This window comes from Gemmatimonas sp. (genome assembly GCF_044344655.1).
Classification (GTDB): domain Bacteria; phylum Gemmatimonadota; class Gemmatimonadetes; order Gemmatimonadales; family Gemmatimonadaceae; genus Gemmatimonas.
The window spans coordinates 112414-138349 of sequence record NZ_JBIJCN010000002.1; the positions used below are offsets into that span (position 1 = coordinate 112414).

The window sequence follows — 25936 nt, forward strand, 5'->3', positions numbered from 1 at the left end:
TGGCGGCGGATTACTCCGTGCGGTTGCGGCTTCGCTCGGGATCGAAGCCCTCGGGATAACGCTTGCGCAGCTTGTCGATGTTGCGCTGTGCGATCTCGTCGAGCGAGAGTCCGAGCACCGTGGCGAAGGCGCCGATGTACCACAGACAGTCCCCGAGCTCCTTGACCAGGGCGTCGTGATCGAGCGGCGTGGCATGGAACAGATGCTTCTTGATGAGCTCCGCGGTCTCGCCGGCTTCACCGGTAAGACCGAGAGCAGCGTTGGCGAGCTGCTGCTCGTGAGTGCGGTCGCGGCCGAGTGTACGGGCCGCCAGCTGTTGATAGTCGTCGAGATGCATGGGTCAAAAGCTAATCCACGACACCCGCACGACGCAGGCACGAATCGTGTAGATTTCGGGCATGGCTTGGTTGTCTCTCTCCCTGTCGCTGACCGCGCGTGCGCTCCTGAACCCTGCGCTGGCCGTAGACCTGCTGCGGGTCGCGTGGCGGTTCCGCCACCGGCACTGGTACAAGCGCTTCCCGTTCCTGCCGCTTCCGGCAACCAGCTATGTACGGTGGCGCATGTACACCGCCTACGGCCGCGAAGATGCCGTGCCGCCGGCCGACGATGTGATTGCGTTCGCGCGGTGGGTGGGGCGCCAGCCCTGACCCAACTCACGGTGCACATGCCATGAGCACCCACGGGAGCACGCTCGACGTTCCTGAGCTCACACAGCGATTGCTGGCCCAAGCCTACGGTCTCGGCTTTGATGCGGCTGGCATCGCGTCACTGGGGGAGCCAGCCACCGTGTCGGCGTTCGAGGCCTGGCGCGCCGCGGGGATGCACGGTTCGATGGCGTGGCTCGACGGTACCGGTGCGACCTTACGCGGCGACACCCGACGCCCGCATCCGGGCGCTACCCATGCCATCGTCGTTGCGGCCTCGTACGGCGGACGCGCGCCGAGCGGCCCGGTGGCGCGCTATGCGCGTGGCGACGACTACCACGTTGTGCTGCGCGAGCGTGTGCGTGAGCTGCATCACTGGCTGGAGCGCACGCTGGGGCGCCCAGTCAACGCCCGGCCCTATGTGGACAGCGGTCCGCTTCTGGAGCGGGATCTGGCACAACGGGCCGGGCTTGGCTGGTTCGGCAAGAACACGATGCTCATCACGCCACAGGCCGGTGCCTTTCTCTTTCTGGCATCGCTTCTGGTGGAACTGGATCTCGAGCCGAGTGCTCCCTTCGAGGCGGACCGGTGCGGCCGATGCACGCGGTGCCTCGACGCGTGTCCGACCGGCGCGCTCGTTGAACCGCGCGTGCTCGACGCGCGGCGATGCATCAGCTATCTCACGATCGAACACCGTGACGCGATCCCGGAGCCGCTGCGGGCATCGTTTGGCGGCTTGATCTACGGCTGCGACATCTGCAACGATGTGTGTCCCTGGAATGAGCGGTTCACGCGCGAGCCATCGCTGCCGTCCTTGGCACCGCGCATGGGGTTTCCCGCGAGCGACGATGTCGCCGAGATTCGGGCATTTGCGCGTACCCTGTGCGTGATGAGCGCCGCGGAGTACGCCGACACATTTCGCGGAAGTGCCATCAAGCGCGCGAAGCTGTGGATGCTGCAGCGGAATGCCTGCATCGCCCTGGGTAACGTGGGCACCGCCGCGGATCTTCCGGTGCTCGAGGCCCTGTGCACGCATGAACATCCGCTCGTACGTGAGCATGCGAAGTGGGCCTGTGAGCGCGTGGGAGCGATGGACCGTCAGTAGTCGCACCAGTCTCGAAGAGGTGGCGGCACCGACGCCGCTGTGAGGACAGCCGTTCGCGCTAACGCTCGTCGAGCCGTTCCCGGAGGGTGTGGAGCGCCTGGGTCATGTCTTCGTGCACTCGAGCCATCGTGGCCCCGTTCGCGGGGGGGACCTGCCGCAGCAGATCGTTGCTAAGGCGACGGGCATCGGCGACCGTCCGCGTTCCAGCTCGCCCCAGCGATGAGCCGGCATCCTTTGCCGCGCGCTCGAGGTGATCAACCGCGATCAGGAGTTCTCCGGCAGCCTCCGAGGTATCCGAACGCGTCCATGCCTCATGGGATCGTGCGAGGTGTCGCTCGGACTCCACATAATTCGCGCGCGCGAAGGCGCGGTCAAGCTCTCGAACCGATACCTCGGTCCTCGCCTCCAACTTCGATGCCAGGCTATCCAAACCCCGCTGTGTCTGCCCGACTCGCGTCCTGATGGCGCCGCTCGTGCTGTCCGCGAGCCGCACAAAGTACGCCGAGGCCTGACGAAGCTCGGCCGCCGCGTTTCTGGTCTGCTTCTGAACCAAGGCGGCGCGGGCGGACTCGAATAGCTGTTGCGCCTCGCGTCGATTGGCGAGCGCACCAGCGGCCGAGTCGACCGTCCGCGTTGAGAGTGCCATGGTATCGGTACCGGCCCCGGCACTCGAGGCCGTCTGATCCGGACGTGAGGATTCTTTGGTGCAGGCGGCCAGAACGATGCCGCCAAGCACGATGCAAGTCAGGTGATAGGCCGTGCGCATGGTTACTCCTCTGTGGGCTACGAAATACTGCGGTGGGGCCAGCAATGCCACGCGAGAGCATGCGTTCGCCGGGAGGCGCGGACCATCAGAGCCGATCTTACACAACGTCAGACGATCGACGGCACGCGTCTGCGTGCCGTTACCGTCGTTTGCCGACCAGAAACGGGATGGCCGCTTCGCCGAGGACGGCCCCGCCGAGCGCCTGGACCCCGTCGTGCACGGACACAATCCGTGCTCGGAATGTCACAGCCCCCGCGTCGGTATCGACCGGCCTGAAGTACAGGAATCCAGAGACCCGCCCGTCAGGTTCGATCACCCCTTCGGGGAGTGCCAGGGCCAGGACCTCCACCGATGGGCGGACGGCCCGCCGGAAGTCGCTGTACCAGAACGCGTAGTAGGTGGGATCGTAGAACACGTACGAGCGTCGGTAGACGGGGACCCCCGGATAGAGCGAGGAGAAGTAGGGCGCCACGTAGAAGCGCCGATACGAAAAGCCCGGGGAGGCGAAGACGGCAAAGCCTGGAGCGAGTGCTGGGGAGAGCAACTCGCCCTCGACGCGAAACGGCGGCAGCGCCGGCGATCGGCGTCCCGTGGTACTCACGAGGGCAAAGTCTCCGTATTGCACCCGGATGGCGACGTCACTCCGGTTGTCGATCGTCACGCGCAGCGCCTGCACGTGCCCGAGGACGGAGGGATCGCCCTGCCACGCGTCGGCGTGCACGAGAATCCGGACCTTCGCCACCGAGTCGTAGGCCGTGCCAGGCTCGCCCGGGACGACGCGCGCCGCTGGCGCCGGCGAGAGCACGGCCGACGAGCAGCCAACAAGCAGCGTCGCCGAGGTCACCAGGCGCTGGGCGATGCGAGGGATGGACACAGGCGCCTCCTCGTTTGGCTATGCGAGCTGATGCGCGTCGCCTCACGGCGGCGCGGGACGGGCTCTCCGCTCACGCGCGTTCGGTTGGGCATGCGGCGACAGCATACCGGCGCGTCGCGCACCGCCGCATCGGTCCGCGTCCGACGCCCTGTCGGACGCGGACCGGCCTCCTCTGGTCGCCAGCCGACTGTCCGGTGGTATCCGGCCGGCCGTCCGACCCGTACCGACGCCCTCCGCCGCGCCGCGTCGCAGCTTCGTTCGCATCGATCAATCCACCACGCGGAGTGTCCCGTGCAGGCCAGTGACGTGATGTCGACGAGCGTAAAGACCGTCACCCCGCTCATGACCGTAAGTGACGCGGCCACCATCATGTGCGACTTCGATATCGGCTTCCTCCCGGTCGTCGACGACAGTGATCGGACCAAACTCCTCGGCGTGGTGACGGATCGTGATCTGGTAACCCGTGCCCTCGCGGCGCGTTTGGGTCAGGACACGACCATTCGCTTCGTGATGAGCGGCCCCCCGCTGACGATTGCCCGCGAGAGCACGGACGTGCACGAGCTGCTGCGGCTGATGGAGCGTCGTCAGGTTCGTCGCGTGCCGATCGTCTCGCAGGATGGCCGCTTGCGCGGCGTCGTGAGCCAGGGCGATCTCGCCCTGCGCATCGGTCCCAGCGAACCCGCAGCGATCGAGGGGTTGCTCGAGCGGGTGTCAGCGCCCGCGTGGCTGCTGCCGTTCCTCGATGATGGGCCGGTGCGGTTGCCGCGTCATCGCGCCGACGGGTAAAGCACTGGAACTCAGCGGCACGCGCGTGTCAGCGCCTCATCCATAGCGGCGCGGCGAAGATCAGGTGACAGGTGACAAGCTTGAGCTCCCCTGACTGCACAGTGGGCGTCAGGGAACTGCCACTTGTCCTTTGGTTTATTGCTCACGATCTTCTGCTCCCGTGGTACTGGCCACGTGAATGATCATTGAATGCCTTTGCCGCGTGTTGCGGGCGGTCCTGCCGTCTCCGGTCCAGAGAGGAATCGCAAGCGACATCACGGCCGAAGGCGATGGAAGCGCCCACTATGCCCATGAAGACGCCGGCCAACGGATTCGCGCCGAAGGCACCCTCGTCGCAACGCAGTGAAGATGCGCTGGCCGTGCTCGGTGCGTCCCTCGCCATGCAGCCGTATGCAAAGCGTGGCGTGCCGGTCGCCGACGTACCAATCCGTGTGGTCCTTGCGGATGATCACACCCTGTTTCGCGCTGGCCTGCGTGTGCTGCTGCGCCAGGCGGCCGATATCGAGATCATCGGCGAAGCCAGTTCCGGCAGCGATGCTGTCGCCGTCACGGAACGGCTTGCCCCCGATGTCCTCGTGATGGATCTCGACATGAGCGAACCGGATGGCTCGGCGGCCACCCGATTGCTCACCGAGCGTCGATCCGCCACCCGGATCCTGATCCTCAGCATGTTCAGCGAGGACGAGTTCTTGCTGCCGCTCCTCGAAGCCGGCGCCTCCGGATATCTCACCAAGGATGCGGCCGAACAGGAGCTGGTAGAGGCGATCCGTGCCGTATCGCGCGGCGACGTCTACGTGCGCCCGCGCGTAGCGCGTCTGCTCGCGGCGCATCAGCGAACGCGCGGCAAGTCGCCGCATGATCGCCTGACGGACCAATACGAGCAGCTCAGCCGCCGCGAACGTGACGTGCTGGAGCTCATGGCCAAAGGGTTCGGCGGAGTCGAGATCGGCCAGAAGCTCGGGATCAGCAACAAGACCGTGGAAACGTACAAGGAGCGGATCGAGGAGAAACTCGGACTCCGCCACCGCTCGGAGTACGTGAATTTCGCCTTGGAGATCGGCCTCCTGCACCGCTAGCGGCGTGACTGGTGGCGTGCCCGCTACTCACACCCGGATGGTCGCCTGTTCGCGGTCGATCGTCGATGCGGGGTGTGAGAAGCGCAGCCGCGCGGCCACGCCGCCACCAGTACGGGTCAGCGTTTCTGCCGCACTCCCCTTCACGCAGGCAATGCGCGCCCGGTGGGCCACGGCCAGCTGCAGGACTGATTCGGTGGCATCGAGGTGTTGCAGCAGGAACGCTTCGCTCACATAGAGCTGCTCCACCGCCCCGCGCTGGAGCGCCATGAGCGTCTGCTGCTCACCAAGGCTCGCGCGTCCTCGTCCGAGATAATGATCCGCCAGACGCTGGACCTCCTCGTGGTCCGTGCCCTCCTGCCACTCCTCGAGTGCCTGGTCGACATGCCGCGCGATGACGGCTGGCGATGCATGGATGTCGAGACCGCGCAGCAGCATCGCCTGCGAACGCCGCGAAGAGGGCAGACTCAACAGGATGTCGGTCGCCGCGCGGGCAATACCACCAATAAGGATGAGGCCATTGCTGGGCGTCAGCTGCAGGAGCCGGGTCACGGTCCGCCGAGCGAGCTGTCGCCTGCCCACCTCCCGCAGGCGCTGCGCGGCATCGGTGGCTGTTGTGCCACGGGTCCCCGGATGGAACCCCAAACGCGCCGGTGTACCCATGTGCCGTGGGACGTCGTGGTGGGCATCGACGCGCAGGACCTCCACGTCTACAAGGCGTCCGGCCTCCCGTGTGTAGAGGTGAACCGCCGAGGAGTCGACAACCGCGACCGCCACGACCGGGAGACGGTCGATGATGGGGAGCGCAGGCGCGATGCTGATCCCGCTCCCCCAGACCGCGACGGTAGGCATTGGGCCATGCACCAGTTCGGCATGCTGCACCCCGTCGGCCGTAATGAACGCCATCAGGCCGCTGAAACGGATGCGCGAGGACTCCGTCTCGATCAGCCGCTGCAGATGCTCCAGCGCGTCATTGACCGCCTCCCGCTCCGCATGCGAAGCGGGGGCCACCGACTCCCGCAGCTCCTCGAGCGCGTGCGCCAGCGTTCGGACACCCACCAGCTGCCCCGTCGATTCATCCAGTTCATCGGAAACGTAGACGCTCAGCGTCTTGGTGGCGCCAACGCGGTGCTTGAGCGCCAGCAGGTCTGGCAATGAGGGCATGGCAATTCCCGGAAGGACATTCGCGCAACGGATTCCATGCCAACCTCGAACCGTGACCGCATTCACGCTGTCGGATGGAATTCCCGTAACGCGCGTGCACGGTCCGACACGCGTGTCAGTACGCGGCTGACAGCCCCGGTTGAAGTCGCGGTCGCGGTCGCGGTCGCGGTCGCCTGCATCGAGGGACCGCAACCGCCATCGCCGCACCTCGATTACCGGCGGCCCGACGGCTCACCACCAACGTCGACTGGCCCCTCAGGTCAGGAACTCATGCAGCAGGGAATGAAAATGGTGCACACCGTTTTCGTGCCGTGCCGAGTAGCGCCCCCGGTCGTAGATGCGGGAGCGCAGGTTGCGCTGCACCGCTTCACAGATGGCGATGTCCTCGTCTTGCACCTCCGCACTGAACGCCATGAGCTTCACCCATTCGGGGTCATGCGCCGCATCGGACGGCGGATCCACGGCATACCAGTCGAAGACCACACGGCATCGGTCGTGGCCGAGAGGAATCACCACGTTCGTTTGCATCTGGTCGAGGTACACGTTCAGCATGACGTTGGGGAACATCCACACATAGACCGCCTCGGGGGTATCGGTCTTCGCCGGATCGTACCGCCGATTGTCGGTGCCGCCGTGAACCGGGCGGAGTGGCGCATGCTGTACGGAGAAGAAGCGCCGTGGCTCCACCCGATAGGCATCCATGTCGAGCTCCTTGTGCAGCCCCGGATGCACGACCGGCACGTGATACCCTTCGAGGTAGTTGTCCACGTACACCTTCCAGTTGCAGGCGATGTCCCAGCTCCGGCTGGTGACGTATCGCATGCGTTCACACCCGAACGCCGCCACGCGTTGCGGGATGTCTTCCATCACCTGCGCCAGCGGCGGCGCCTTGCCATCCAGGTTCACGAACACCAGCGGTCCCCACGTGGAGACGGCGATGGGAACGAGGTGCATCTCGTCGGGGCGGAACTGCGCGACACCGTCCATACCCGGCGTGGCGCGCAGTGACCCGTCGAGATGGTAGGTCCACCCGTGATACCGGCACTGCAGCGTGGCCCGCTTACCGCACCCCGTCGCCACCGGGCCGGCGCGATGCAGGCACACGTTATAGAACGCGCGCAGCTGCGCACCGTCGCGCAGCACCACGATGCTGTTCGGACCAATCTCGGCGGTGAAATACTGGCCGTGATCGGCCACCTGCTCTAGGCGACCGGCGAGCTGCCAGGTGCGCGAAAAGACCCGCTCCACCTCCAGTTCGAGATATACCGGGTCGTTGTAGAGGCGCGCGGGAATGGTTTCGGCGCGCGCGATGTTGGGGTCGAACGGAAAGACGATGGCCATCTTCAAAGCTTCTGCCCATGCCGGTTCGCGGCAAGGGACGGCGCGACAAGCCGGTTCATGGACCGGCGTACACCGTGAGTGAGGACCGCCCGTGGAAGTGCCAGCTGTCGCGAGGCGCGGCCGCGTCCGTCAGCCGGAGTGATGGGCATCTGGTGAAGAGGACCCGCAGGGCGCACTGCAGCTCGAGCCTGGCCAGCGGAGCACCGAGGCAAAAGTGAATGCCGGCACCGAAGCTCGTATGGGCCACCGATGCGCGCGTTGGGTCGAACGATGCCGGACACCGCGTGGTGCGAGGATCGTGACCCGTCGCGCCCAGGATCAGTGCGATCTGTTCGCCCTTGCGTAGCGCAATCCCGTGCTCGTTCAAGTCGCAGAGTGCGTAGCGCTTGAACAGATGCAGCGGCGGCGCCGCACGCAGCGCCTCCTCCACGAGCGCGGCCATGGCGGTGTCGCTGGCGAGCATGGCGCGCATGTTGATGCCGTGGGTCAGCACGAGATGCACGGCGTTGCCAAGGGCATGAACGGTCGCCTCGTGACCGGCGTTGAGCAGCAGGATCGCAGTGCTGACCAGCTCATCTTCGCTGAGTCGTTCGCCGGTCTGCTCCGCCTCGATCAGGACAGAGAGCAGATCGTCACCCGGCGCCAGCCGGCGCGCCGCCACGGTCTCGCCAATAAAAGCGGCGAAGTCGGCCGCCGCACGATTCGCCCGCACCTCCACCGCATAGTCGCGCCCGACGCCATACATCTGCACCATCGCGTGCGACCAGTCGAGGAGCTGGGGCGCCATCTGCTCCGGCACGCCGAGCAGGCGCGCGATCATGCGGACCGGAATGGGGGTGGCGTAGTGCCCAATGAGATCGAATGGCGCCGCAGGGAACTGGTCGATCAGCGCGTGCGCCAGCTGCTCGATCGCAGGACGTAATGCCTCGACCCGGCGTGGCACGAAGGCACGGTTGATCAGCGCGCGGAGCCGAGTGTGCACGGGTGGCTCACGTTCGAGCAACGAGTGGGCATCGATGCGATCGAAGTCTGCCGTATGGGCGGTCGGCGCCGGGACCCCAAGCTCCTCGCGCGTCGCCACATGCAGCACTTCACGGCCGAACCGACGATCACGCAGCAGCCGATTCACCTCGTCGTAACCGAAGAAGCACCACAGTCCGAGCTGTTCCCAGAACCACACGGGCCCCGCCGCATGAATGCGTGCGTAGGCGGCGAAGGGATTGGCATAGAACGCCGGATCCCTCGGATCGAGCGAAAGACGACGTGTGCGTTCGTCGAGTGTCAGCCCCGCGGTGCTCACGGGTCGATACCGCCAAAACACAGGTATTTCAGCTCGAGATAGGCGTCGAGGCCGTGCCGCGAGCCCTCGCGCCCCATCCCCGATGCCTTGACGCCACCAAACGGCGCCACTTCGGTGGAAATGAGCCCCTCGTTGATGCCGACCATGCCGCATTCGAGTGCCTCAGCCACGCGCCAGCAGCGACCGATGTCGCGGCTGTAGAAGTACGCCGCCAGGCCGTAGTCGGTATCGTTGGCCAGTCGGATCGCCTCTGCCTCATCACGAAAGCGGAAGACGGGGGCTACGGGGCCGAACACTTCCTCGCGGGCGAGGCGCATGGCCGGCGTAGCATCGGCGAGCACCGTGGGCGCGAAGAAGAGGCCACCGCGGCACTCGCCGCCCTGTGTGACGCGAGCCCCGTTGGCCACGGCATCGCGCACGAAGCGTTGGACTTTCTCCAACCCCTTGGCATTGACCAGAGGACCCACCTGCACGGTCGGATCGAGCGGATCGCCGCTGCGAAGGGCAGCCACCGCCGTGCTGAAGCGACTGACGAATTCGTCATACACGCTGTCCTGGACGAGCAAGCGATTCACGCACACACAGGTCTGCCCATTGTGCCGGTACTTGGCCTGCACGGCACCGTGCACGGCGGCATCGATGTCGGCATCGTCGAAGACGATGAAGGGCGCATTCCCCCCGAGCTCGAGAGAGAGCTTCTTGAGCGTTGAGGCACACTGTGCCATGAGCTGCTTGCCCACGGCCGTGGAGCCGGTAAACGACAGCTTTCGCACCAGTGGGTTGGTGGATAGCTCGTAACCAATGTCATGGCTCTGCGTGGTCGGGACCACGTTCAGCACGCCGGCGGGCAGGCCAGCCTGCTCCGCAAGCACCGCCAGGGCGAGCGCGGTGAGCGGCGTTTCGGCGGGTGGCTTGATCACCACCGGACACCCGGCCGCAAGCGCGGGCGCCACTTTTCGCGTGATCATCGCCAGTGGGAAGTTCCACGGCGTGATGGCCGCGACCACACCGATCCCTTGGCGGATCACCACGATCCGGCGATCACGTGCGGGAGGCGGCACTACTTCGCCATAGGCCCGCTTGCCCTCCTCGGCGAACCACTCCACGAAGCTCGCCCCGTACAGCACCTCGCCGCGGCTTTCGGTAATGACCTTGCCGCTCTCACGCGACATCAGTGTGGCGAGTGCCTCGCGATGCTGCAGGATCAGCGCGTGCCACGCCTGCAGGACCACAGCACGCTCTTTGGCCGTGCGGTTACGCCACGCCGGCCACGCCGCAGCGGCTGCCGCAATCGCCACGCGGGTGTCGTCCACAGACAGGTCGGGCACGATCCCGACCAACTCGCCGGACGACGGACTCCGCACCTCGAACGTGGCACCGGACGCCGCAGCACTCCACTGTCCGTTCACATAGGCGAGGTCGCGAACGAGCAGGTCCGTCATCGGGCCGCCTCTTTGGCGCATGGCATGGGAGCGGAGTGTGGTCTTGTGCGCGCGATGGCCCGGTGCACGGCAGCGGTCACGGTGAACGAGGATGACGGGGGTGGCGTACGGCGCGCGGCTCGCCCGCTGTCGGGACCAGCGCGGGACGTACTGCCGCACGTCCCGTGAAGTATGCCGCCGGATACGACCGGCGGGAATCTGACGGCATCGGACCATATCGGTCAGCCGTGCTTCTCCAGGGGATACAGGGTACCGCGCGGAGGGGTTACCATTGCTCCATGTCTGCCTCCTCCGTCCTGTTGCCACTAGATGCACTTGGTCGCCACCGACTCAAGGTGGCATTCGTGGGAACGCATGGCGTGGGCAAGACCACGCTGTGCTTCGACCTGGCCGCCCAACTCAAGCGCCTCGACCTGGGCGTGGATATCGTGAAGGAAGTGGCGCGGCGCTGCCCACTCCCCATCAACGAGGACACCACGCTGGATGCGCAAGCGTGGATTCTTCACACGCAGATTGCCGAGGAGATCGAGGCCTGTGGTGCCTACGAGGCCGTCGTGTGCGATCGGTCGGTATTGGACAATTATGCGTATCTGGTGGCGCGGGCTGGCCGTCAGGCCGAGCTGGAGCCCCTTGTAGGTCACTGGGTGCGCGGCTATCACGCGTTGTTCAAGGTGCCCGTGACCGGGGCCCCGTTGTTCGACGGCAAGCGGGCCGTGAGTCTCACCTTCCAGCAGGACATCGACCGCATTATCGACGACCTCGTGCAGGAGTTCGACGTGCCGGTCACGTATCTCGATCCGGCTGACCGCGACGGCTGGACAGCAGCCGCGCTCACGGCGCTTGGGCTCCCCACACAACCACCGCAGATCGACCTGTTCTCAACGCGCGAGTAGGCGCCGGGCGGGCGCCACGCCCGGCGGGGTCACGGCACCATGAGGGCGTGCAACGCGCGCGAGACCGTCGGCGCGAGACGCTCCAGCGCATACGCCGTCATCCAGGTGCGGGCCGCCAGCTCGGCACGAAAACGGGGCGAGATGGCAGGATCAGCCTTGAGGCGATCGATCCGCGTCTGCCCGAGGTACAAGTAGGCGAGACCTCGCGCGTCGTTGGCATCCACGCGAGCGGTTACTGCGGTTGGATCGAGCGATGCCAAATAGAAGGCATCCATACTGAGCTGATTCCACTCGGTGCGTAGTGGATCGAGCAACCGGAGGCTGCGAAGCTCCCTGGCCACCCGGCTGTTCGGGGCGCCTGCGGCTTCCCGGGCATGGATAATCGCGCGGACGAGATCATCGGCGAGCACGATCTCCTCTCCCGTTGGCGCCTCCGTGAGGACGGTGGCCGCGATCTGCTGCACGAGGGCTGCTGCTCGCTCCGCCTGCCCATCCGCGGCCTCATCATGCCACGTCCGGCTGCTCCATCGAATCCACTCGCGGCCATCGATCGTTGCCAGTGACTCGGCCACGGCATTCAGCGCGTCCACGAGGGTTGGCTCGTGCAGCGCCACGGCGGCCGCCCGTGGGCGCACGTCCTCGGAGACCACCGTGAGCGAGGCATACAGGCGTTGATCGTCGTACGAGACCCACTGCAAGTCCACGTCGGCCACAATCACATTCACCCGGAGCACGCCGCCGAGCCACGTTTCGATCAGCGTTTTTGCCTTGAGTGTGCCGTCGCGCTCGATCAGTGCTGCTACGGCGTCGTGCTCGGCGGCTGGCCATGCATGGTCAGCCACGGGCTCCCCTGCGACGGCCGCACGCTGGAAGTCATCGAAGAGCCGGCGGCGGTCTATGTGCACCGGCGGTCCGAGGACCACGGTGAGCGCCGTCAGGGGATAGGGGCGCAACGCGGCGCCGCTCATCGGGAGTTCCTGTGCATCATGTCCACGAGTTCGTCGTACATCGCTTCTGCGTCCGCGGGACTTTTCTGTATGGCCGCTGCAGCGCAGTGCCTGAGGTGATTGCGCATCAGCTCCCGCCCCACACCACGCAGTGCCTCGTGGACGCTGGCGATTTGCGTGAGGATGTCGGCACAGTAGCGATCGTCCTCCACCATTTTCTGCAACCCGCGGACCTGCCCCTCGATCCGGCGCAGCCGCCGCTGATTGCGCGCTTTGGCGTCGGCGTCCACCGCGACCGCTTTGCGTTCCCCGCCATTGGGTGCCTCCTGGGTACCGCAGCCGCAACCCACCAGGGTTCCGGTTTGGCGCTCGTGCGCGTTCGTCATGATGCGGTCAGGCGAAAGTGGCGCGACGCAGTCGCAGGGAGTTGGCCACCACGCTCACGGAGCTGAATGCCATGGCGGCGCTTGCGAGAATGGGGCTGAGCTGAAGACCGAACGCCGGGTACAGCGCGCCGGCAGCAATCGGGATGCCGATCACATTGTAGAGGAACGCCCAGAAGAGATTCTGTTTCATGGTGCGCATGGTGCGCCGTGACAGCTCGATCGCGCGCACGACACCCAGGAGGTCGCCGCGCATGAGCACCACATCGCCGGCTTCTACCGCCACATCCGTCCCGCTGCCGATCGCCATGCCCACGTCGGCCTGCGCGAGTGCGGGCGCGTCGTTGACCCCATCGCCGACCATGGCCACCACCGCGCCAGCGGCCTGCAGCCGCCGGACCTCGGCCACCTTCCCCTCGGGCAGCACACCGGCCACTACACGATCCACCCCCGCCGCCGCGCCAACGGCGTTGGCCGTGCGCTCGTTGTCGCCGGTGAGCATCACCACGGTCAGCCCCAAACCGTGCAGGCGCTCGATCGCCTGCCGCGAGCTGGCTCGGATGGGATCGGACACGGCCACCAGACCGGCGAGCATCCCATCGACGGCCACGTACACGGGCGTCTTACCTTGTGCCGAGAGCTCCGCCGCCTGCGGCACCAGCGGTGCCACCGAGATGCCGCCGTCCTGCAGGAAGGCGGCGTTGCCCACCGCCAGCGTCTTCGACGCCACCACGCCCTGCGCCCCGCGACCGGTGACGGAGTGGAAGCGCTCGGGGGTGGTCAGCACAAGACCACGCGCCGTGGCAGCGCGCACGATCGCGTCGGCGAGCGGGTGCTCACTCGAGCGTTCGAGTGATGCGGTCCACTGCAGAAGATCGTGTTCGTCCACCGGGGACGTCGGTGCCATCACGAGGTCGGTCACGTCGGGTTTCCCCTCGGTCACCGTGCCCGTCTTGTCGAGCACCACGGTCGTGAGATCACCGGCCCGCTGCAGCGCCTCACCGCCCTTGATCAGCACACCCAGTTCGGCGCCTTTGCCGCTTGCAACCATTACGGCGGTGGGTACCGCAAGACCCATGGCACAGGGGCAAGCGATGATCAGTACGGCAACCGCGGCGGCGAAGGCACGTACGAGCGGCGCCTCGGTCGCGGCCACGTACCACACACCGAAGGTCAGGATGGCGATGAGCATGACGACCGGCACGAACACGGCGCTGATCCGATCGGCCAGACGCTGAATGGGGGCACGAGTGCCCTGCGCGTCGCGCATGAGCTGCACGATCTGCGCAAGGACGCTGTTTGCGCCGAGCGTGGTGGCACGATAGCGAAAAGCGCCCGTGCGGTTGATGGTCCCACCGATCACGTGATCGCCCACCTGCTTGCTCACGGGCAGTGATTCACCCGTGAGCATGCTTTCGTCGACCGCAGTCTCACCGTGCACCAGCACCCCGTCAGTAGGCACACGCTCTCCGGGGCGCACGATGATGATTTCGTCGGGCTCCACGGTGTCCATGGGCGCGTCGACCTCCTCGCCGAAGCGGATGACGCGTGCGGTGCGTGGCTGGAGATCCGCGAGCGCGCGCATGGCGGCCGAGGTTCGCATTTTTGCGCGTGCCTCGAACATGTTGCCGGTAAGAATGAGCGCGATGATGAAAATCACCGCTTCGTAGTACACGTCGGGCATCACGCCGCGCGCGGTGAAGAACGCAGGTGCGAACGTGGCGACGAGAGAGTACGCGAAGGCGGCGAGGGTCCCGACCGATACCAGCGTGTTCATATCGGCTGCGCCGTGGCGTAGGGCGGCCCAGGCCCGCGTGTAGAAGTGGCGGCCCGCCCAGACCATCACCACGAGGGTCGCGAGGAGCAGTCCCATGGTGAGCACGCGTGGCGGCATGGCATAGAGCCAGGGCACGAGCGGATGCACCAGCGGATCGAGCGCCGTCATGCTCCAGCGCATGAACGGGTCGGCCGCCACGCCGCCGCCGTGCCCGTGCGCCGTGACACCCGCACCGCTCATGGTGCTCATGAGCGGCATGCTCACCACCATGGCCACGGCACCGATGGCTCCACTCACGAAGGCCTTGGTACGCAGCTCGGTGTAGTCGGCGGCCTGCGCGCGATCACGCGCCGCCTGTTCCTCGAAGGCCGTCTGACCGGCATCCGCGAGCGCTGCACCGTAGCCGGCGTCCTGGATCACACGCAGCAGCTGCGGAATGGACACCGCCGCCGGGTCGAAGGTGACCGTGGCGGTCTTCATCATGAGGTTGACGGAGGCGTCGGCCACCCCCGTCTGTGTCTGCAATACGCGTTGCACACGCGACGAGCAGGCAGCGCACGTCATGCCGGTGACCGGAATTCGGAGCGTTTCCATGCGCGTCGGCGAGAGTGATGGCGGGGGAAGTAAGGCCAATCGGCCGGCCGTTTGGCCTCAGCGCGTGGCGGTGACCGGGTAGCCCGCGTCGTCGATGACCTGCGCGATCGTTGCGATGTCGATGCGGGCCGCATCGAAGTCCACGGTCGCGCTACCGATGGCGACCTGCCGGTCGATGACGCCCTCGGCCTGCGAGAGGGCCTTGTCGACGGCCTTCACGCAGTGGCCGCAGGACATCCCGGAGATTTCGAAGGTAGCCTGACTCATGTCGGCGCCTCCATGATAGGGGGTGGGGGTATATGATCTATAGGAAGTATGCCAATCTCCGACCCGTATGGCAACCGGCTCACGGCCATGACGGCGTGACATGCCGTGGACGCGGCGCTTAGTTTCCGCCCATGCCCCGCTGGTCGTCCCGTGTCCGCCGCGCCACCTCTCTTGTCTTGGGGGTGCACCTGCTGCAGGTCCTCCTGCTGGCAGCGAGTGCTGTGTGCGAACGGGGCGCTACCGCCAACGCCTTGCCGGCGACCACGCAGATGGCAGCGGGGGGACCGGTGGGGCACCACGCCACGTCGCACCAGCACAACGGGCACGGGACGGCGGTGACCACGCCGGCGCCCGAGTCCCCGCCAGCACCGCATCACGCCCCCACGTCGGACGGCGCGTGCCCCATGGCGATGGCGTGCACGGTGACCGCCATGGCCGCGACACTCCCCACGATCGAATCACCGGTGGTGCGTGTGGCGGCCGAGATTGTGCCGCACGTGGCCGAGGCCCCGGCCTCGCTGCACCACGCGCCCGAGCCGCCCCCTCCGCGAGCCTGATCGGGTTCTGCGCGCACGCGCGCACCTGAATCCAACGCACCCCTTTTGCCCCACCCGTGGAACGCCGGACCTCCGGCCCGCGGCATCGTGGCGGCATCTCTGCTTCACACAGGCTCCCATTCCATGTTCACGCCTATGCTTCGCGTGGCCGCGCTCCTTGTGCTTGGCCATGCGACCGCGTCCGTGCTGCCCGCGCAGACGGACTATTTCAATACCGACGCCGGACGCCCCATCCGCACGGAAGACGCGTACGCCATCGAACGGCGTGCCATCGAATTGCAGGTCGCTCCGCTCCGACTGGAGCGCGCGCGTGGCGGCACCTATCAGTGGGGGATCGAACCCGAGATCGCCGTGGGGCTGCTCCCGCGCACCCAGTTCGAGATCGGCTTCCCCATGATCCACGCCGAGGGAGCGCGTGGCACGCGCACCACGGCGCTCGCCGGCGTGGAGATGTCGGCGCTGTACAACCTCAACGCCGAGACGCGAATCCCCGCACTCGCCATCGTGGGGGATGTGGTACTCCCGGCCGGCCCGCTAGGCCCCGATGGCGCCATCCCCTCACTCAAGGCGATCGCCACCAAGACGCTGCCGTGGGCGCGCTTTCATGTGAACGCGCAGTACACGTTCAAGGACAACGCATCGACCGGTGGTGTGAACGGCGAGGCGCCGCCGGCCAATACCGAACTGTCGCGCTGGGTGGCGGGGCTCGCCATCGACAAGACGTTGCCGCTGCGCTCGATGCTGTTCACCGCCGAGATCGTGACGAGTGAACCGCTGGTGGCGGGCCTGCAGCGTCGCCTCGACGTGGCCGGCGGTACGCGCATGCAGTTCAGCCCGCGCGTCGCGTTCGATGCGGGCAGTGGCTACCGCCTGCGCGGCGACGAGCAGGGCTGGTTCGTGACCACCGGCGCCGCCGTGGCGATCGGTTTTCCGTGGGCGCCCCGCCGCTGAGGAGATGACGACCATGATTACCTCGATCATTTCGCGGCGCGTAGTACTCGCCGCTTCAGCGTTCCTGTTTGCGCTCTCCGCACCCGAGACGGCGCGGGCGCAGTGGAGCACCACCTACGAGCAGTTCTACCTGCAGGCCTCGCACAACTGGACCTTCCGCACGCACTACCAGCACGCGGATCGCATGTTCAACGCGTTCGATTTCGGACACGCGATCCTCTATGAAACGCTGTGGCGCTTTCCCGATGCCCCGGCAGCAGAGCTTGAGGTGCGCCGCTACGATCAGCTCACGAAGCACGTGCTGATCAAGCCGCCCCGCATCCCGCTCGAGGAGGGAGCTATCGAGCCGATGTATGCGCGGCTCGCCCCCGAAGCGAAGGTGATGTTCGACTGGGCGCACCTGCTGCACCGCCAGCTGTACGACGTACTGGCCGATGAACGCCTCTCGTGGGCGCAGCGCGATACTGAAGTGGCACGCCTCATTCGGTACTACCGCTCACGCCCCGACCTGGCCTTCAGCAGCAAGCCCAAGACGATGGCGCTGATGCAGGAGCAGCCGTTTTCGCTCGCCTTCCGCAAGAAGTATCCGAAGTTCACTGGGCTGATCTGGGGCTACCACTGGTTGCAGATGGGGCTGTATGAGCCGCTCATGGTGGGCAACACCCCAACCGAACGCCAGGCCATGGTACGCGCCACGGTCGTGCGCTTCTTCCAGATGCTCGACGACGTGCCGCGCTCACTGCCCCACCAGATGCCCATGACGGTCGCGGTGGCGCCGAAGTTCGCCGAGCGCTATCCCGAAGCGGCAATCATCTTCGACAACCTGCACTCGATGCACGATGTGGTGTCGGACATTCTCACCAACGCGAGCGTGCCGCGGAATCGCAAGCGCGCCGAGATCATGCTGGCGGCACGCCGGTACCGCGACGACACCACCGAGGTGATGAGCGTGCCCGCGTGGCGCGTGATGTCGGAGCACATGGGGATCGAGAACATGGGTGGCCCGGCGGTGGGCTTTTTGCCCACCTTGCCCACGCCGTCGGTCAGCTACGGGGCGGTCATGCGCCACGATGCGCAGTCCGGGGCGATGATCGGGTTCGGTTACGGCAACGCCGTGACGGATGCACACGCCGGCCACCACATGGCGCCTGACCGCTCGGCCAAGACGGCAGACGAGCACGCCGGCCATGCGATGCCTGCCGCACCGAGCGACCCGGCACCGAGCGACGCTGCCCAGGTGGCCACGCTCGTGGGTGACTTCCACGCCGCCCTCGAACGGGGGGACAGCACGAAGGCTCTCGCGCTGCTCGCCGCCGATGTGATGATCCTCGAAAGCGGATCGATGGAGACGCTCGCCGACTACCGTGCGCATCACCTCCCCGCGGACATTGCCTTCGCGCGGGCCGTGAAGGCCAAGCGGGCGCCGCGCACGGTAACGGTGAGCGGAGACGTGGCATACAGCACAGCGACCTCGGCAACCGTCGGCACCTACAAGGACAAGCCGGTGGACGCCCTGGGCGCCGAGTTGATCGTGGCCCGCAAGGTCAATGGCTCCTGGAAGATCGCGGCGATCCACTGGAGCTCACGGAAGCGGTAGTCCGTCCACAGCCCCCGCGGTCTTCCGGCCTCTGCCGTCATCGTGGGCGTTGGCCGGACCGGCTGCCCCCTGAACCCACGCCCGGGGAACGGGTATCTTGTGGTCTCATTCTGGAGACACGCATGGCAGGATTCACATCCAAGGAACGCGTGATGACGGCGGCGATGCTCGGGGCATGCCTCGGCATGGCCACGACGCCCCGCCGCGTTGACGCGCAGTCACCACCAGCCGCCACTATTCCCGCTGACGCCCGCTACACCGCTGCCGACGTGACCTTCATGCAGGGCATGATCGGCCATCATGCGCAGGCCCTCGAGATGTCGGCGCTGGTAGCCGATCGGTCTACGCGCCCTGAACTCGCGCTGCTCGCTGAACGGATCATGGTGTCGCAGCGCGACGAGATCGCGATCATGCAAACGTGGCTCAGCGAACGAAAGCAGCCCGTACCCACCACGGGAGGCCACGACCTGCATGCCCGGCATGTGGCGCACGACGCCGGCGGCGCCACACACCAAATGCCGGGGATGCTGACGCCCGCGCAGATGGATTCGCTTACCAAGGCCACTGGCCCTGCCTTCGATCGCTTGTTCCTGCAGTACATGATCCAGCACCACGAAGGCGCGCTGACCATGGTCGCGGAATTACTGCGCACGCCCAACGCCGCCCGTGAGCCCATGGTCTTCCAGTTCGTCTCTGACGTGGACACCGACCAGCGTTCCGAGATCCGCCGTATGCAGCGGCTGCTCAGAGTGCTGCTGTAATCGACGGCTGCACCACTTCGTCTCTCTCCCCCACCAGATCATGATGACTTCGGTTCCATTCATGCGCCGCACTGCAGCGGCCCTGTGCACGCTGGCCATCGCGGCCGGTGTGCTCCACGCGCAGCAGGATCCGCGCGTGGGCCTCAAGACCGGCTTCCGCGACGCCGGCGAGGCGATCAAGCACCTGCAGATGGTGTCACACACCCCCAAGCAGGACGGCTGGTTCGACCCGAAGAACCTCGGCAATTTCGACTACGCCAACTCCGACCTCGCCTTCCAGAAGAACCTCGTCTTTCAGGGCGGCTGGCACGGCTGGCAGGCGTGGGACATCAGCAACCCGAGCGCCCCAAAGCTGCGCAAGGCGTTCGTCTGTCAGGGTGGACAGGGTGACCTCTCGATCCACGGCAATCTGCTCTTCATGTCGGTCGAAGACTTTGCCGGCCGAATCGACTGCGGCACACAGGCGCCGCGTGATACGGTCAGTGCCGAGCGATTCCGCGGCGTGCGCATCTTCGACATCAGCGACATCGATCATCCGAAGCAAGTCGCCACGGTACAGACCTGCCGCGGCTCGCATACGCATACGCTGGTAACCGACAAGAACGACAAGGCCAACGTGTACGTGTACGTACAAGGTACGGGCCCGGTGCGCTCTCCCAGCGAGCTCACCGGCTGCGTGCGATCGGCCGCTGACACCGCCTCGGCGCTCTTCCGCATCGAGGTGATCAAGGTGCCCCTCGCCGCGCCACAGAATGCGGCGATCGTGAGCATGCCGCGCATCTTCGCCGATGCGCTGGGCAACATCGCCGGCTTGTGGAAGGGTGGCAGCCACGGTGAGGGTACACAGACGACCGGCACGACCGATCAGTGCCATGATATCACCGCGTATCCGGAGATCGGCCTCGCAGCGGGCGCCTGCTCGGGCAACGGCATCCTGCTCGATATCAGCAACCCGGCCAACCCGAAGCGCCTCGATGAAGTGATCGATCCCAACTTCGCCTATTGGCACTCGGCCACGTTCAACAACGCCGGCACGTCGGTCCTGTTCACGGACGAATGGGGGGGCGGCGTCGCGCCACGGTGCCGCGCCAGCGACAAGCCCACCTGGGGCGCGAATGCGCTCTTTACCCTCGGGAAGGATCGCCAGCTGACGCCTGCCGGGTATTTCAAGATCCCGGCGGCCCAGGGCGCCAATGAGAATTGTGTGGCGCACAACGGTTCGCTCATTCCGGTGCCCGGTCGCGACATTATGGCGCAGGCCTGGTATCAGGGCGGTCTCTCGGTCTTCGATTTCACCAACCCGGCCAAGCCGGTGGAGATCGCCTTCTTCGACCGCGGCCCAATCGCCGAATCGCTCACCCTCGCCGGCTATTGGAGCACCTACTGGTACAATGGCCACATCATCGGATCGGAGATCGGCCGCGGCCTCGACATCTTCACGCTGCAGCCAAGCGCGTTCCTCACGCAGAACGAGATCGACGCGGCAAAGTTGGTGAAGTACGACGAGGTGAACCCGCAGCTGCAGACGAAGATCACGTGGCCGGCCGCGTTCCCGGTAGCGCGTGCCTACGTGGATCAGCTGCAGCGAAGCGGTGGATTGTCGGCGGCGCGGATCGCGGCGGTGAACCGCGCCCTCAATGCGGCCGAGAAGGCAGCACCCGCGGCGCGTCGGCAGGCACTCACCCTGCAGACCTCCCAGCTCGCCAGCGACGCCTCTCGCTCGAGCGACAAGGCCAAGGTGTCCTTGCTCATCGACGTGCTTCACCAATTGGCCAAGTAACGGGCCGGCCGACAATCATGACGCTTCCCTCGCTTCGTCCTTTCCTCGCGGCGCTCCTCACGGCCTCGGCCCTCGCCCCCTCGGCTGCCGTGGCACAGCGAGCGGCCGCCGGTCAACCCATCGGCGCGGTGGACCCGCGCCGCTCACCTACCCAGAAGCCGGCACTGCACGGCCGCCACTGGATGGCGATCACGGGCAAGCCGCTTGGCGCAACAGCCGGCGCCATGATGTTCCAGAAGGGCGGCAACGCTGTGGATGCAGCCGCGGCCATGCTGGCCGCCACCTGCACCATGTGGGACACGCTTCACTGCGGCGGTGAAACACAGGCGCTGATCTATCACCCGAAGCTCAAGAAGGTGATCGGCATCAACGCCCTCGGTGTGGCCCCAACGGGCGCCACGGCCGAGTTCTATCGCAGCAAGGGCTACGATCACCCGCCGGAATTCGGCCCGCTTGCGGCGATTACTCCCGGTACGCCCGGTGGCCTGATGGTCATGCTGGCGGAGTACGGTACGCTCTCGCTCAAGGAGGTGCTCGCACCAGCCATTCAGATGGCGGACGGCTTCGCGATCGAGGCGCAGCTGGCCAACACCATCGAACGTCAGAAGGCATGGATCAAGAAGTGGACGTCTTCGCCGGCGGTCATGCTGCCGCACGCGGGTAGTCCGATCAATGGACGCGAGGCGCCGGAGCCCGGTGAGATCTTCGTGCAGAAGGATCTCGCCGCCACCTTCCGCAAGCTCGTAGACGCCGAGCAGCGCGCCCTGCGGGCAGGCAAGACGCGCAGGCAGGCGATCATGGCCGCCTACGACCGCTTCTACAAGGGGGACATCGCGCAGGAACTCGTGCGCGGCATGCGCGAGGACGGCGGCCTGTTCACCCTGGCCGACTTGGCCAACTGGAAGGTGAAGATCGAGGAGCCCACGTGCACCAGTTACAAGGGCATCGACGTGTGCAAGCTACAGCAGTGGCAGCAGGGGCCAGCGATGCTGCAGGCGCTCAACATCCTTGAGCACGCCGACCTCAAGGCGATGGAGTACAACTCGCCGAAGTATGTGCACACGCTATATCAGGCGATGAGCATGGCCTTTGCTGACCGTGACTTCTACTACGGCGACCCGGCCTTCGCACCGGAAGAGCCGATGAAGGGACTCCTCAGCAAGGAGTACGCGAAGGCGCGCTACAACAGCATCGACTGGACGAAAAACGATCCGGCGATCAAGCCGGGCGATCCGTATCCCTATCAGGGTGGTGCGAATCCGTTCGCCAATCTGCTGGCGCTGTGGGACAACAGGACCTTCCTGCCGAAGGACACGTCGAAGCAGAGCGGCCAGCAGGATCGCGTGGTGCGCCCGGACACGACACTCGACAATCCGTTCACCGCGCAGCTGCGTGAGAGCTTCCACGGGGGCACCACCAGTATCGAAGCGGCCGACAGCGCCGGCTGGGTGGTGTCGATCACGCCGAGCGGCGGGTGGGTGCCGGCCGTCATCGCCGGCCGCACCGGTATCGGGCTCAGCCAGCGTGGGCAGAGCTTCGTCACACGGCCCGAGGACGGCCCGTTCAACGTGATCGAGCCCGGCAAGCGTCCGCGCGTAACGCTCACCCCCACGCTTGCCCTCAAGGACGGCGCCCCGTTTCTGGCGTTTGCCGTGCAGGGTGGCGACACGCAGGACCAGAACCTCCTCCAGTTCTTCCTGAACGTGGTGGAGTTCGGCATGACGGTGCAGCAGGCGGTCGAGGCGCCCAATATCAACTCATATCAGCTGCGCAATTCGTTCGGGTTTCACGAGATACAGCCAGGGCTGATGGAGATCGCCACCAGCATGCCAGAGGCCTACCGCTCGGCACTGCGCGGCATGGGCTACACCCTTCGCCCCCTCGAGCGCACCTCCGGCCCCATCAACGCAATCTGGTTCGACCGAAAGCACCGCACGATGTGGGGCGGATCGTCGAATCACGGGGAAGACCACGGCATCGCCTGGTAGGCGACCGTCAAACGTCCCCGGTGCTGGACTCCCCCATCGCCGAGAGCGAAATTTCCCCGCTTCTCCCTCCTTCCTCCGACCTCCCGGTCCCATGCCGATCACGCTCAAGGTCAACGGCGCTACGCGCTCGGTCGACGTACCGCCCGATATGCCCCTGCTCTGGGTGCTGCGCGATGAACTCGATCTCAAGGGCACCAAGTTCGGCTGCGGCGCCAATCGCTGCGGCGCGTGCACGGTGCACGTGAACGGGGTGGCGCAGCGTACCTGCACCCTGCCCGTCTCGCGTGCCGCCGGCGCCGAGATCACCACCATCGAGGGGCTCAACCCTGCTGGTGCGCATGCGGTGCAGCAGGCATGGGAGGAGCTCGACGTGCCGCAGTGTGGCTACTGTCAGGCGGGTCAGATGATGGCCGCGGCCTCGCTGCTGGCCAAGACGCCCAAGCCCACCGACGCCGATATCGACACGGCGCTCAATACGAATCTCTGCCGCTGCGCGACCTACATCCGCATCCGTGCGGCCGTACACCGCGCGGCCGAGATCAAGGCGGGGGGCGCGGCGATGGGTGCGAGCGGCGCGGCCAAGTCCACAAAGCGCAACGAGGAGGACTGACCATGAGCGCCTCCCTCAAGCCCGACAACAACGGCGTGTCCACTAGCCGTCGTGATTTCCTCAAGGTCACGGCACTCGCCGGCGGTGGCATCCTGCTCGCCAGCTACGCGGAGCCGCTGGCCGCGCTCGAGCACCTGGGCGCTGCGGCGCCGCTGGCCGACCCGGCGCTCAGCGCCTTCATTCGCATCACGGCCGACAACATCGTCACCATCACCGCGAAGAACCCTGAGATCGGTCAGGGCATCAAGACGATGCTCCCCATGCTGATCGCTGAGGAGCTCGACGTGGATTGGGCGAACGTGCGCGTGGAGCAGGCCGACTTCGATCCCACGAAGTATCCGGCGCAGGTGGCCGGCGGTTCCACCGCCACGCCCACCAACTGGATTCCGCAGCGCCGCGTGGGTGCCGCGGGGCGCCAGATGATCCTCGCGGCCGCGGCGAAGGAGTGGAACGTCCCCGTCGCCGAGCTGACCACCGCCAAGGGTGTGGTGAGCCACGCCGCGAGCGGCAGGTCGGCCACCTACGGCAAGCTGGCGGCAACGGCGGCCACGATTGCGCCGCCGGCGCTCGACGCCGTGCCACTCAAGGACCCCAAGCAGTTCACGATCATCGGCAAGCGCACAAAGACCGTGAACGTGAAGGAGATCCTCACCGGCAAGCCGATCTTCGGCCTCGATGTGACGGTGCCGGGCATGCACTACGCCACGTTCGCGAAGGCGCCGGTGTACGCGGCGAAGGTGAAGAGCGCCAACCTCGATGCGATCCGCAAGGAGCCCGGCGTCACGCACGCCTTCGTGGTGGAGGGCACCGACAACCTCGCCGGTCTCAAGGCCGGTGTGGCGATCGTGGGCACGAACTGGTGGATGGTGCAGCAGGCGCGCAAGAAGCTCGTCGTGGAGTGGGCCGATCATCCCACGTCACAGCAGTCGAGCGCCGGGTTCGCGGCCAAGGCCAAGGAGTTCTTCGCAGCGGCGCCGCATCGCACCATTCGCACCGACGGTGATTTCGACAACGCCGTCAAGAAGGCCGTGAAGGTGGTCGAGGCGGAGTACAGCTATCCGTTCATCAACCACGCCACGCTGGAGCCGCAAAACTGCACGGCGCGCATGAACGCCGATGGCACCTGCGAAATGTGGACCACGTCCCAGACACCGCAGGGCGGACGAACCCTTGTGGCGAGCACACTCGGTCTCAAGGACGAGCAGGTGGTGATGCACATGATGCGCGCGGGCGGTGGCTTTGGTCGCCGTCTGTACAACGAACCGCTCGCCGAAGTGGCGTGGATCGCGCGCGAAGCGAAGGTGCCGGTGAAGCTGATCTGGACGCGCGAAGACGACATGCAGCACGATCAGTATCGTCCGGGGGGCTTCCACAAGTTCACCGGCGGCGTAGACGCCAACGGCAAGCTCGTGGCCTTCCGCAATCACTTCGCCACCTTCGGTCAGGGCGAGCGCTTCGCGTCGAGCGCGGACATCGGTCCCGGCGAGTACCCGGCGCGTTTCGTGCCGAATCTGCGCATGGACGTCTCGGTGATGCCGCTGGGCGTTCCGACCGGCGCCTTGCGCGCCCCGCGCTCCAATGCGCTGTCGTTCGCCTTCCAGGGCTTCATCGACGAGTGCGCCGAAGCCGCTGGCAAGGATCCGATCCAGTTCCGCATCGACATGCTCAAGCAGGAGATCCCGCCGGCCCAGCCGCTCACGCCGCAGCAGCAGGCGGGGCAGATGGACGCCCAACGGGTGATCGGGATCCTCGAAATGGTGCGCGACGTGTCGGGGTGGGGGAAGACGAAACTCCCCAAGGGGACCGGCATGGGTGTGGCGTTCTACTTCAGCCACCGCGGCTACTTCGCCGAGGTCGTCCAGGCCACGGTGAGCAAGGCGGGTGAGGTGAAGGTGGACAAGGTGTGGGCGGTGGGTGACGTGGGCAGCGAGATCATCAACCCGAACCATGCCGAGCAGCAGGTGCAGGGCGCGGTCCTCGATGCGATGGCGCAGGCATACGGGCAGGAAATCACCTTCACCGCGGGCAAGGCGGATCAGGGGAACTTCTCGCCAGCCACCACGGCCGCCGGCTCGGCGGCCAACTTCCCGCTGCTGCGCATCAAGCAGGCGCCGCCGGTCGTGGAGGTGCACTGGAAGAAGACCACCTTCGCCCCTACGGGCATTGGCGAGCCGGCCATGCCGCCGCTCATCCCGGCCCTGATGGGTGCGATCCACCAGGCCATGGGCAAGCGGGTGCGGCAGTTGCCGCTCAGCAAAGTCGACCTCAAGTGGACCTGACCTGATCTGATGATAGACTGAAGGGGAGCGAGCGATCGCTCCCCTCTGTCTTTTCCT

Annotated in this window: 24 protein-coding genes; 13 read left to right on the forward strand and 11 right to left on the reverse strand. The window is 66.3% G+C overall.

Going from position 1 to position 25936, the window contains the following annotated elements; translation table 11 throughout:
* Window positions 1-10: 10 nt before the first annotated feature.
* Window positions 11-337 (reverse strand): nucleoside triphosphate pyrophosphohydrolase family protein, encoded by a 327-nt coding sequence (locus ACIQ51_RS01575; RefSeq protein WP_396203243.1) that lies wholly within the window; start codon window positions 335-337, stop codon window positions 11-13.
* A 61-nt stretch (window positions 338-398) separates the two neighbouring features.
* Here ACIQ51_RS01575 and ACIQ51_RS01580 point away from each other — a divergent pair, with 61 nt between their 5' ends.
* Both ACIQ51_RS01580 and queG read left to right on the forward strand, forming a co-directional pair.
* Window positions 399-647 (forward strand): hypothetical protein, encoded by a 249-nt coding sequence (locus ACIQ51_RS01580; RefSeq protein WP_396203244.1) that lies wholly within the window; start codon window positions 399-401, stop codon window positions 645-647.
* Between the two features lie 22 nt (window positions 648-669).
* A complete protein-coding gene (queG, locus tag ACIQ51_RS01585; protein WP_396203245.1) occupies window positions 670-1749 on the forward strand; it encodes a tRNA epoxyqueuosine(34) reductase QueG in 1080 nt (359 codons plus the stop codon).
* Between the two features lie 58 nt (window positions 1750-1807).
* Here queG and ACIQ51_RS01590 read toward each other — a convergent pair whose 3' ends face one another.
* Together ACIQ51_RS01590 and ACIQ51_RS01595 are read right to left on the reverse strand one after the other, a co-directional pair.
* Window positions 1808-2515, reverse strand: coding sequence for a hypothetical protein (locus ACIQ51_RS01590; RefSeq protein WP_396203246.1), 708 nt, complete (start codon window positions 2513-2515; stop codon window positions 1808-1810).
* Between the two features lie 139 nt (window positions 2516-2654).
* Window positions 2655-3389 (reverse strand): hypothetical protein, encoded by a 735-nt coding sequence (locus tag ACIQ51_RS01595; RefSeq protein WP_396203247.1) that lies wholly within the window; start codon window positions 3387-3389, stop codon window positions 2655-2657.
* A 291-nt stretch (window positions 3390-3680) separates the two neighbouring features.
* Here ACIQ51_RS01595 and ACIQ51_RS01600 point away from each other — a divergent pair, with 291 nt between their 5' ends.
* Together ACIQ51_RS01600 and ACIQ51_RS01605 are read left to right on the forward strand one after the other, a co-directional pair.
* Window positions 3681-4175, forward strand: a complete 495-nt coding sequence (locus tag ACIQ51_RS01600; protein ID WP_396203248.1) for a CBS domain-containing protein — start codon at window positions 3681-3683, stop codon at window positions 4173-4175.
* A gap of 269 nt (window positions 4176-4444) precedes the next feature.
* Entirely contained in the window at window positions 4445-5251 is an 807-nt protein-coding gene (locus tag ACIQ51_RS01605; protein WP_396203249.1) for a response regulator, read from the forward strand.
* Window positions 5252-5278: 27 nt separating this feature from the next.
* Here the strand turns inward: ACIQ51_RS01605 and ACIQ51_RS01610 are convergent, their stop codons facing one another.
* From ACIQ51_RS01610 to ACIQ51_RS01625, 4 genes are all read right to left on the reverse strand, one after another.
* A complete protein-coding gene (locus ACIQ51_RS01610; RefSeq protein ID WP_396203250.1) occupies window positions 5279-6412 on the reverse strand; it encodes a hypothetical protein in 1134 nt (377 codons plus the stop codon).
* Window positions 6413-6667: 255 nt separating this feature from the next.
* Complete coding sequence (locus ACIQ51_RS01615) at window positions 6668-7753, reverse strand: aromatic ring-hydroxylating dioxygenase subunit alpha (protein ID WP_396203251.1); 1086 nt, start codon at window positions 7751-7753, stop codon at window positions 6668-6670.
* Window positions 7754-7808: 55 nt separating this feature from the next.
* Entirely contained in the window at window positions 7809-9053 is a 1245-nt protein-coding gene (locus ACIQ51_RS01620; protein WP_396203252.1) for a cytochrome P450, read from the reverse strand.
* The gene (locus ACIQ51_RS01625) at window positions 9050-10495 is read right to left on the reverse strand and encodes an NAD-dependent succinate-semialdehyde dehydrogenase (protein ID WP_396203253.1); all 1446 of its coding nucleotides are present in this window, start codon (window positions 10493-10495) and stop codon (window positions 9050-9052) included. The genes ACIQ51_RS01620 and ACIQ51_RS01625 overlap by 4 nt, the downstream gene beginning before the upstream one ends.
* A 278-nt stretch (window positions 10496-10773) precedes the next feature.
* On the opposite strand from ACIQ51_RS01625, the gene ACIQ51_RS01630 reads away from it, so the two are divergent.
* Window positions 10774-11388, forward strand: coding sequence for an AAA family ATPase (locus ACIQ51_RS01630; protein ID WP_396203254.1), 615 nt, complete (start codon window positions 10774-10776; stop codon window positions 11386-11388).
* A 29-nt stretch (window positions 11389-11417) separates the two neighbouring features.
* Here ACIQ51_RS01630 and ACIQ51_RS01635 read toward each other — a convergent pair whose 3' ends face one another.
* The 4 genes from ACIQ51_RS01635 to ACIQ51_RS01650 are packed head-to-tail and all read right to left on the reverse strand — an operon-like array spanning window position 11418 to window position 15356.
* The gene (locus ACIQ51_RS01635; protein ID WP_396203255.1) at window positions 11418-12356 is read right to left on the reverse strand and encodes a hypothetical protein; all 939 of its coding nucleotides are present in this window, start codon (window positions 12354-12356) and stop codon (window positions 11418-11420) included.
* Window positions 12353-12721, reverse strand: coding sequence for a metal-sensitive transcriptional regulator (locus ACIQ51_RS01640; protein ID WP_396203256.1), 369 nt, complete (start codon window positions 12719-12721; stop codon window positions 12353-12355). Before ACIQ51_RS01640 ends, ACIQ51_RS01635 begins: the two co-directional genes overlap by 4 nt.
* Window positions 12722-12728: 7 nt before the next feature.
* A complete protein-coding gene (locus ACIQ51_RS01645) occupies window positions 12729-15089 on the reverse strand; it encodes a heavy metal translocating P-type ATPase (RefSeq protein ID WP_396203257.1) in 2361 nt (786 codons plus the stop codon).
* Between the two features lie 57 nt (window positions 15090-15146).
* Window positions 15147-15356, reverse strand: coding sequence for a heavy-metal-associated domain-containing protein (locus ACIQ51_RS01650; RefSeq protein ID WP_396203258.1), 210 nt, complete (start codon window positions 15354-15356; stop codon window positions 15147-15149).
* Between the two features lie 131 nt (window positions 15357-15487).
* On the opposite strand from ACIQ51_RS01650, the gene ACIQ51_RS01655 reads away from it, so the two are divergent.
* The 8 genes from ACIQ51_RS01655 (at window position 15488) to ACIQ51_RS01690 (ending at window position 25879) form a co-directional block, all read left to right on the forward strand.
* Complete coding sequence (locus ACIQ51_RS01655) at window positions 15488-15913, forward strand: hypothetical protein (RefSeq protein WP_396203259.1); 426 nt, start codon at window positions 15488-15490, stop codon at window positions 15911-15913.
* Between the two features lie 123 nt (window positions 15914-16036).
* Entirely contained in the window at window positions 16037-16864 is an 828-nt protein-coding gene (locus ACIQ51_RS01660) for a hypothetical protein (RefSeq protein ID WP_396203260.1), read from the forward strand.
* A gap of 13 nt (window positions 16865-16877) precedes the next feature.
* Complete coding sequence (locus ACIQ51_RS01665; RefSeq protein WP_396203261.1) at window positions 16878-18461, forward strand: YybH family protein; 1584 nt, start codon at window positions 16878-16880, stop codon at window positions 18459-18461.
* Between the two features lie 122 nt (window positions 18462-18583).
* Complete coding sequence (locus ACIQ51_RS01670; protein WP_396203262.1) at window positions 18584-19222, forward strand: DUF305 domain-containing protein; 639 nt, start codon at window positions 18584-18586, stop codon at window positions 19220-19222.
* Window positions 19223-19283: 61 nt separating this feature from the next.
* The gene (locus tag ACIQ51_RS01675) at window positions 19284-21002 is read left to right on the forward strand and encodes an LVIVD repeat-containing protein (RefSeq protein ID WP_396203263.1); all 1719 of its coding nucleotides are present in this window, start codon (window positions 19284-19286) and stop codon (window positions 21000-21002) included.
* A 182-nt stretch (window positions 21003-21184) separates the two neighbouring features.
* Window positions 21185-22990, forward strand: coding sequence for a gamma-glutamyltransferase family protein (locus ACIQ51_RS01680; protein WP_396203294.1), 1806 nt, complete (start codon window positions 21185-21187; stop codon window positions 22988-22990).
* A 91-nt stretch (window positions 22991-23081) separates the two neighbouring features.
* Window positions 23082-23600 carry a (2Fe-2S)-binding protein gene (locus ACIQ51_RS01685; protein ID WP_396203264.1) on the forward strand — a complete coding sequence of 173 codons (519 nt, stop codon included), beginning with the start codon at window positions 23082-23084 and terminating at the stop codon, window positions 23598-23600.
* A gap of 2 nt (window positions 23601-23602) precedes the next feature.
* Complete coding sequence (locus tag ACIQ51_RS01690) at window positions 23603-25879, forward strand: molybdopterin cofactor-binding domain-containing protein (protein WP_396203265.1); 2277 nt, start codon at window positions 23603-23605, stop codon at window positions 25877-25879.
* The last annotated feature ends 57 nt before the right edge of the window (window positions 25880-25936 follow it).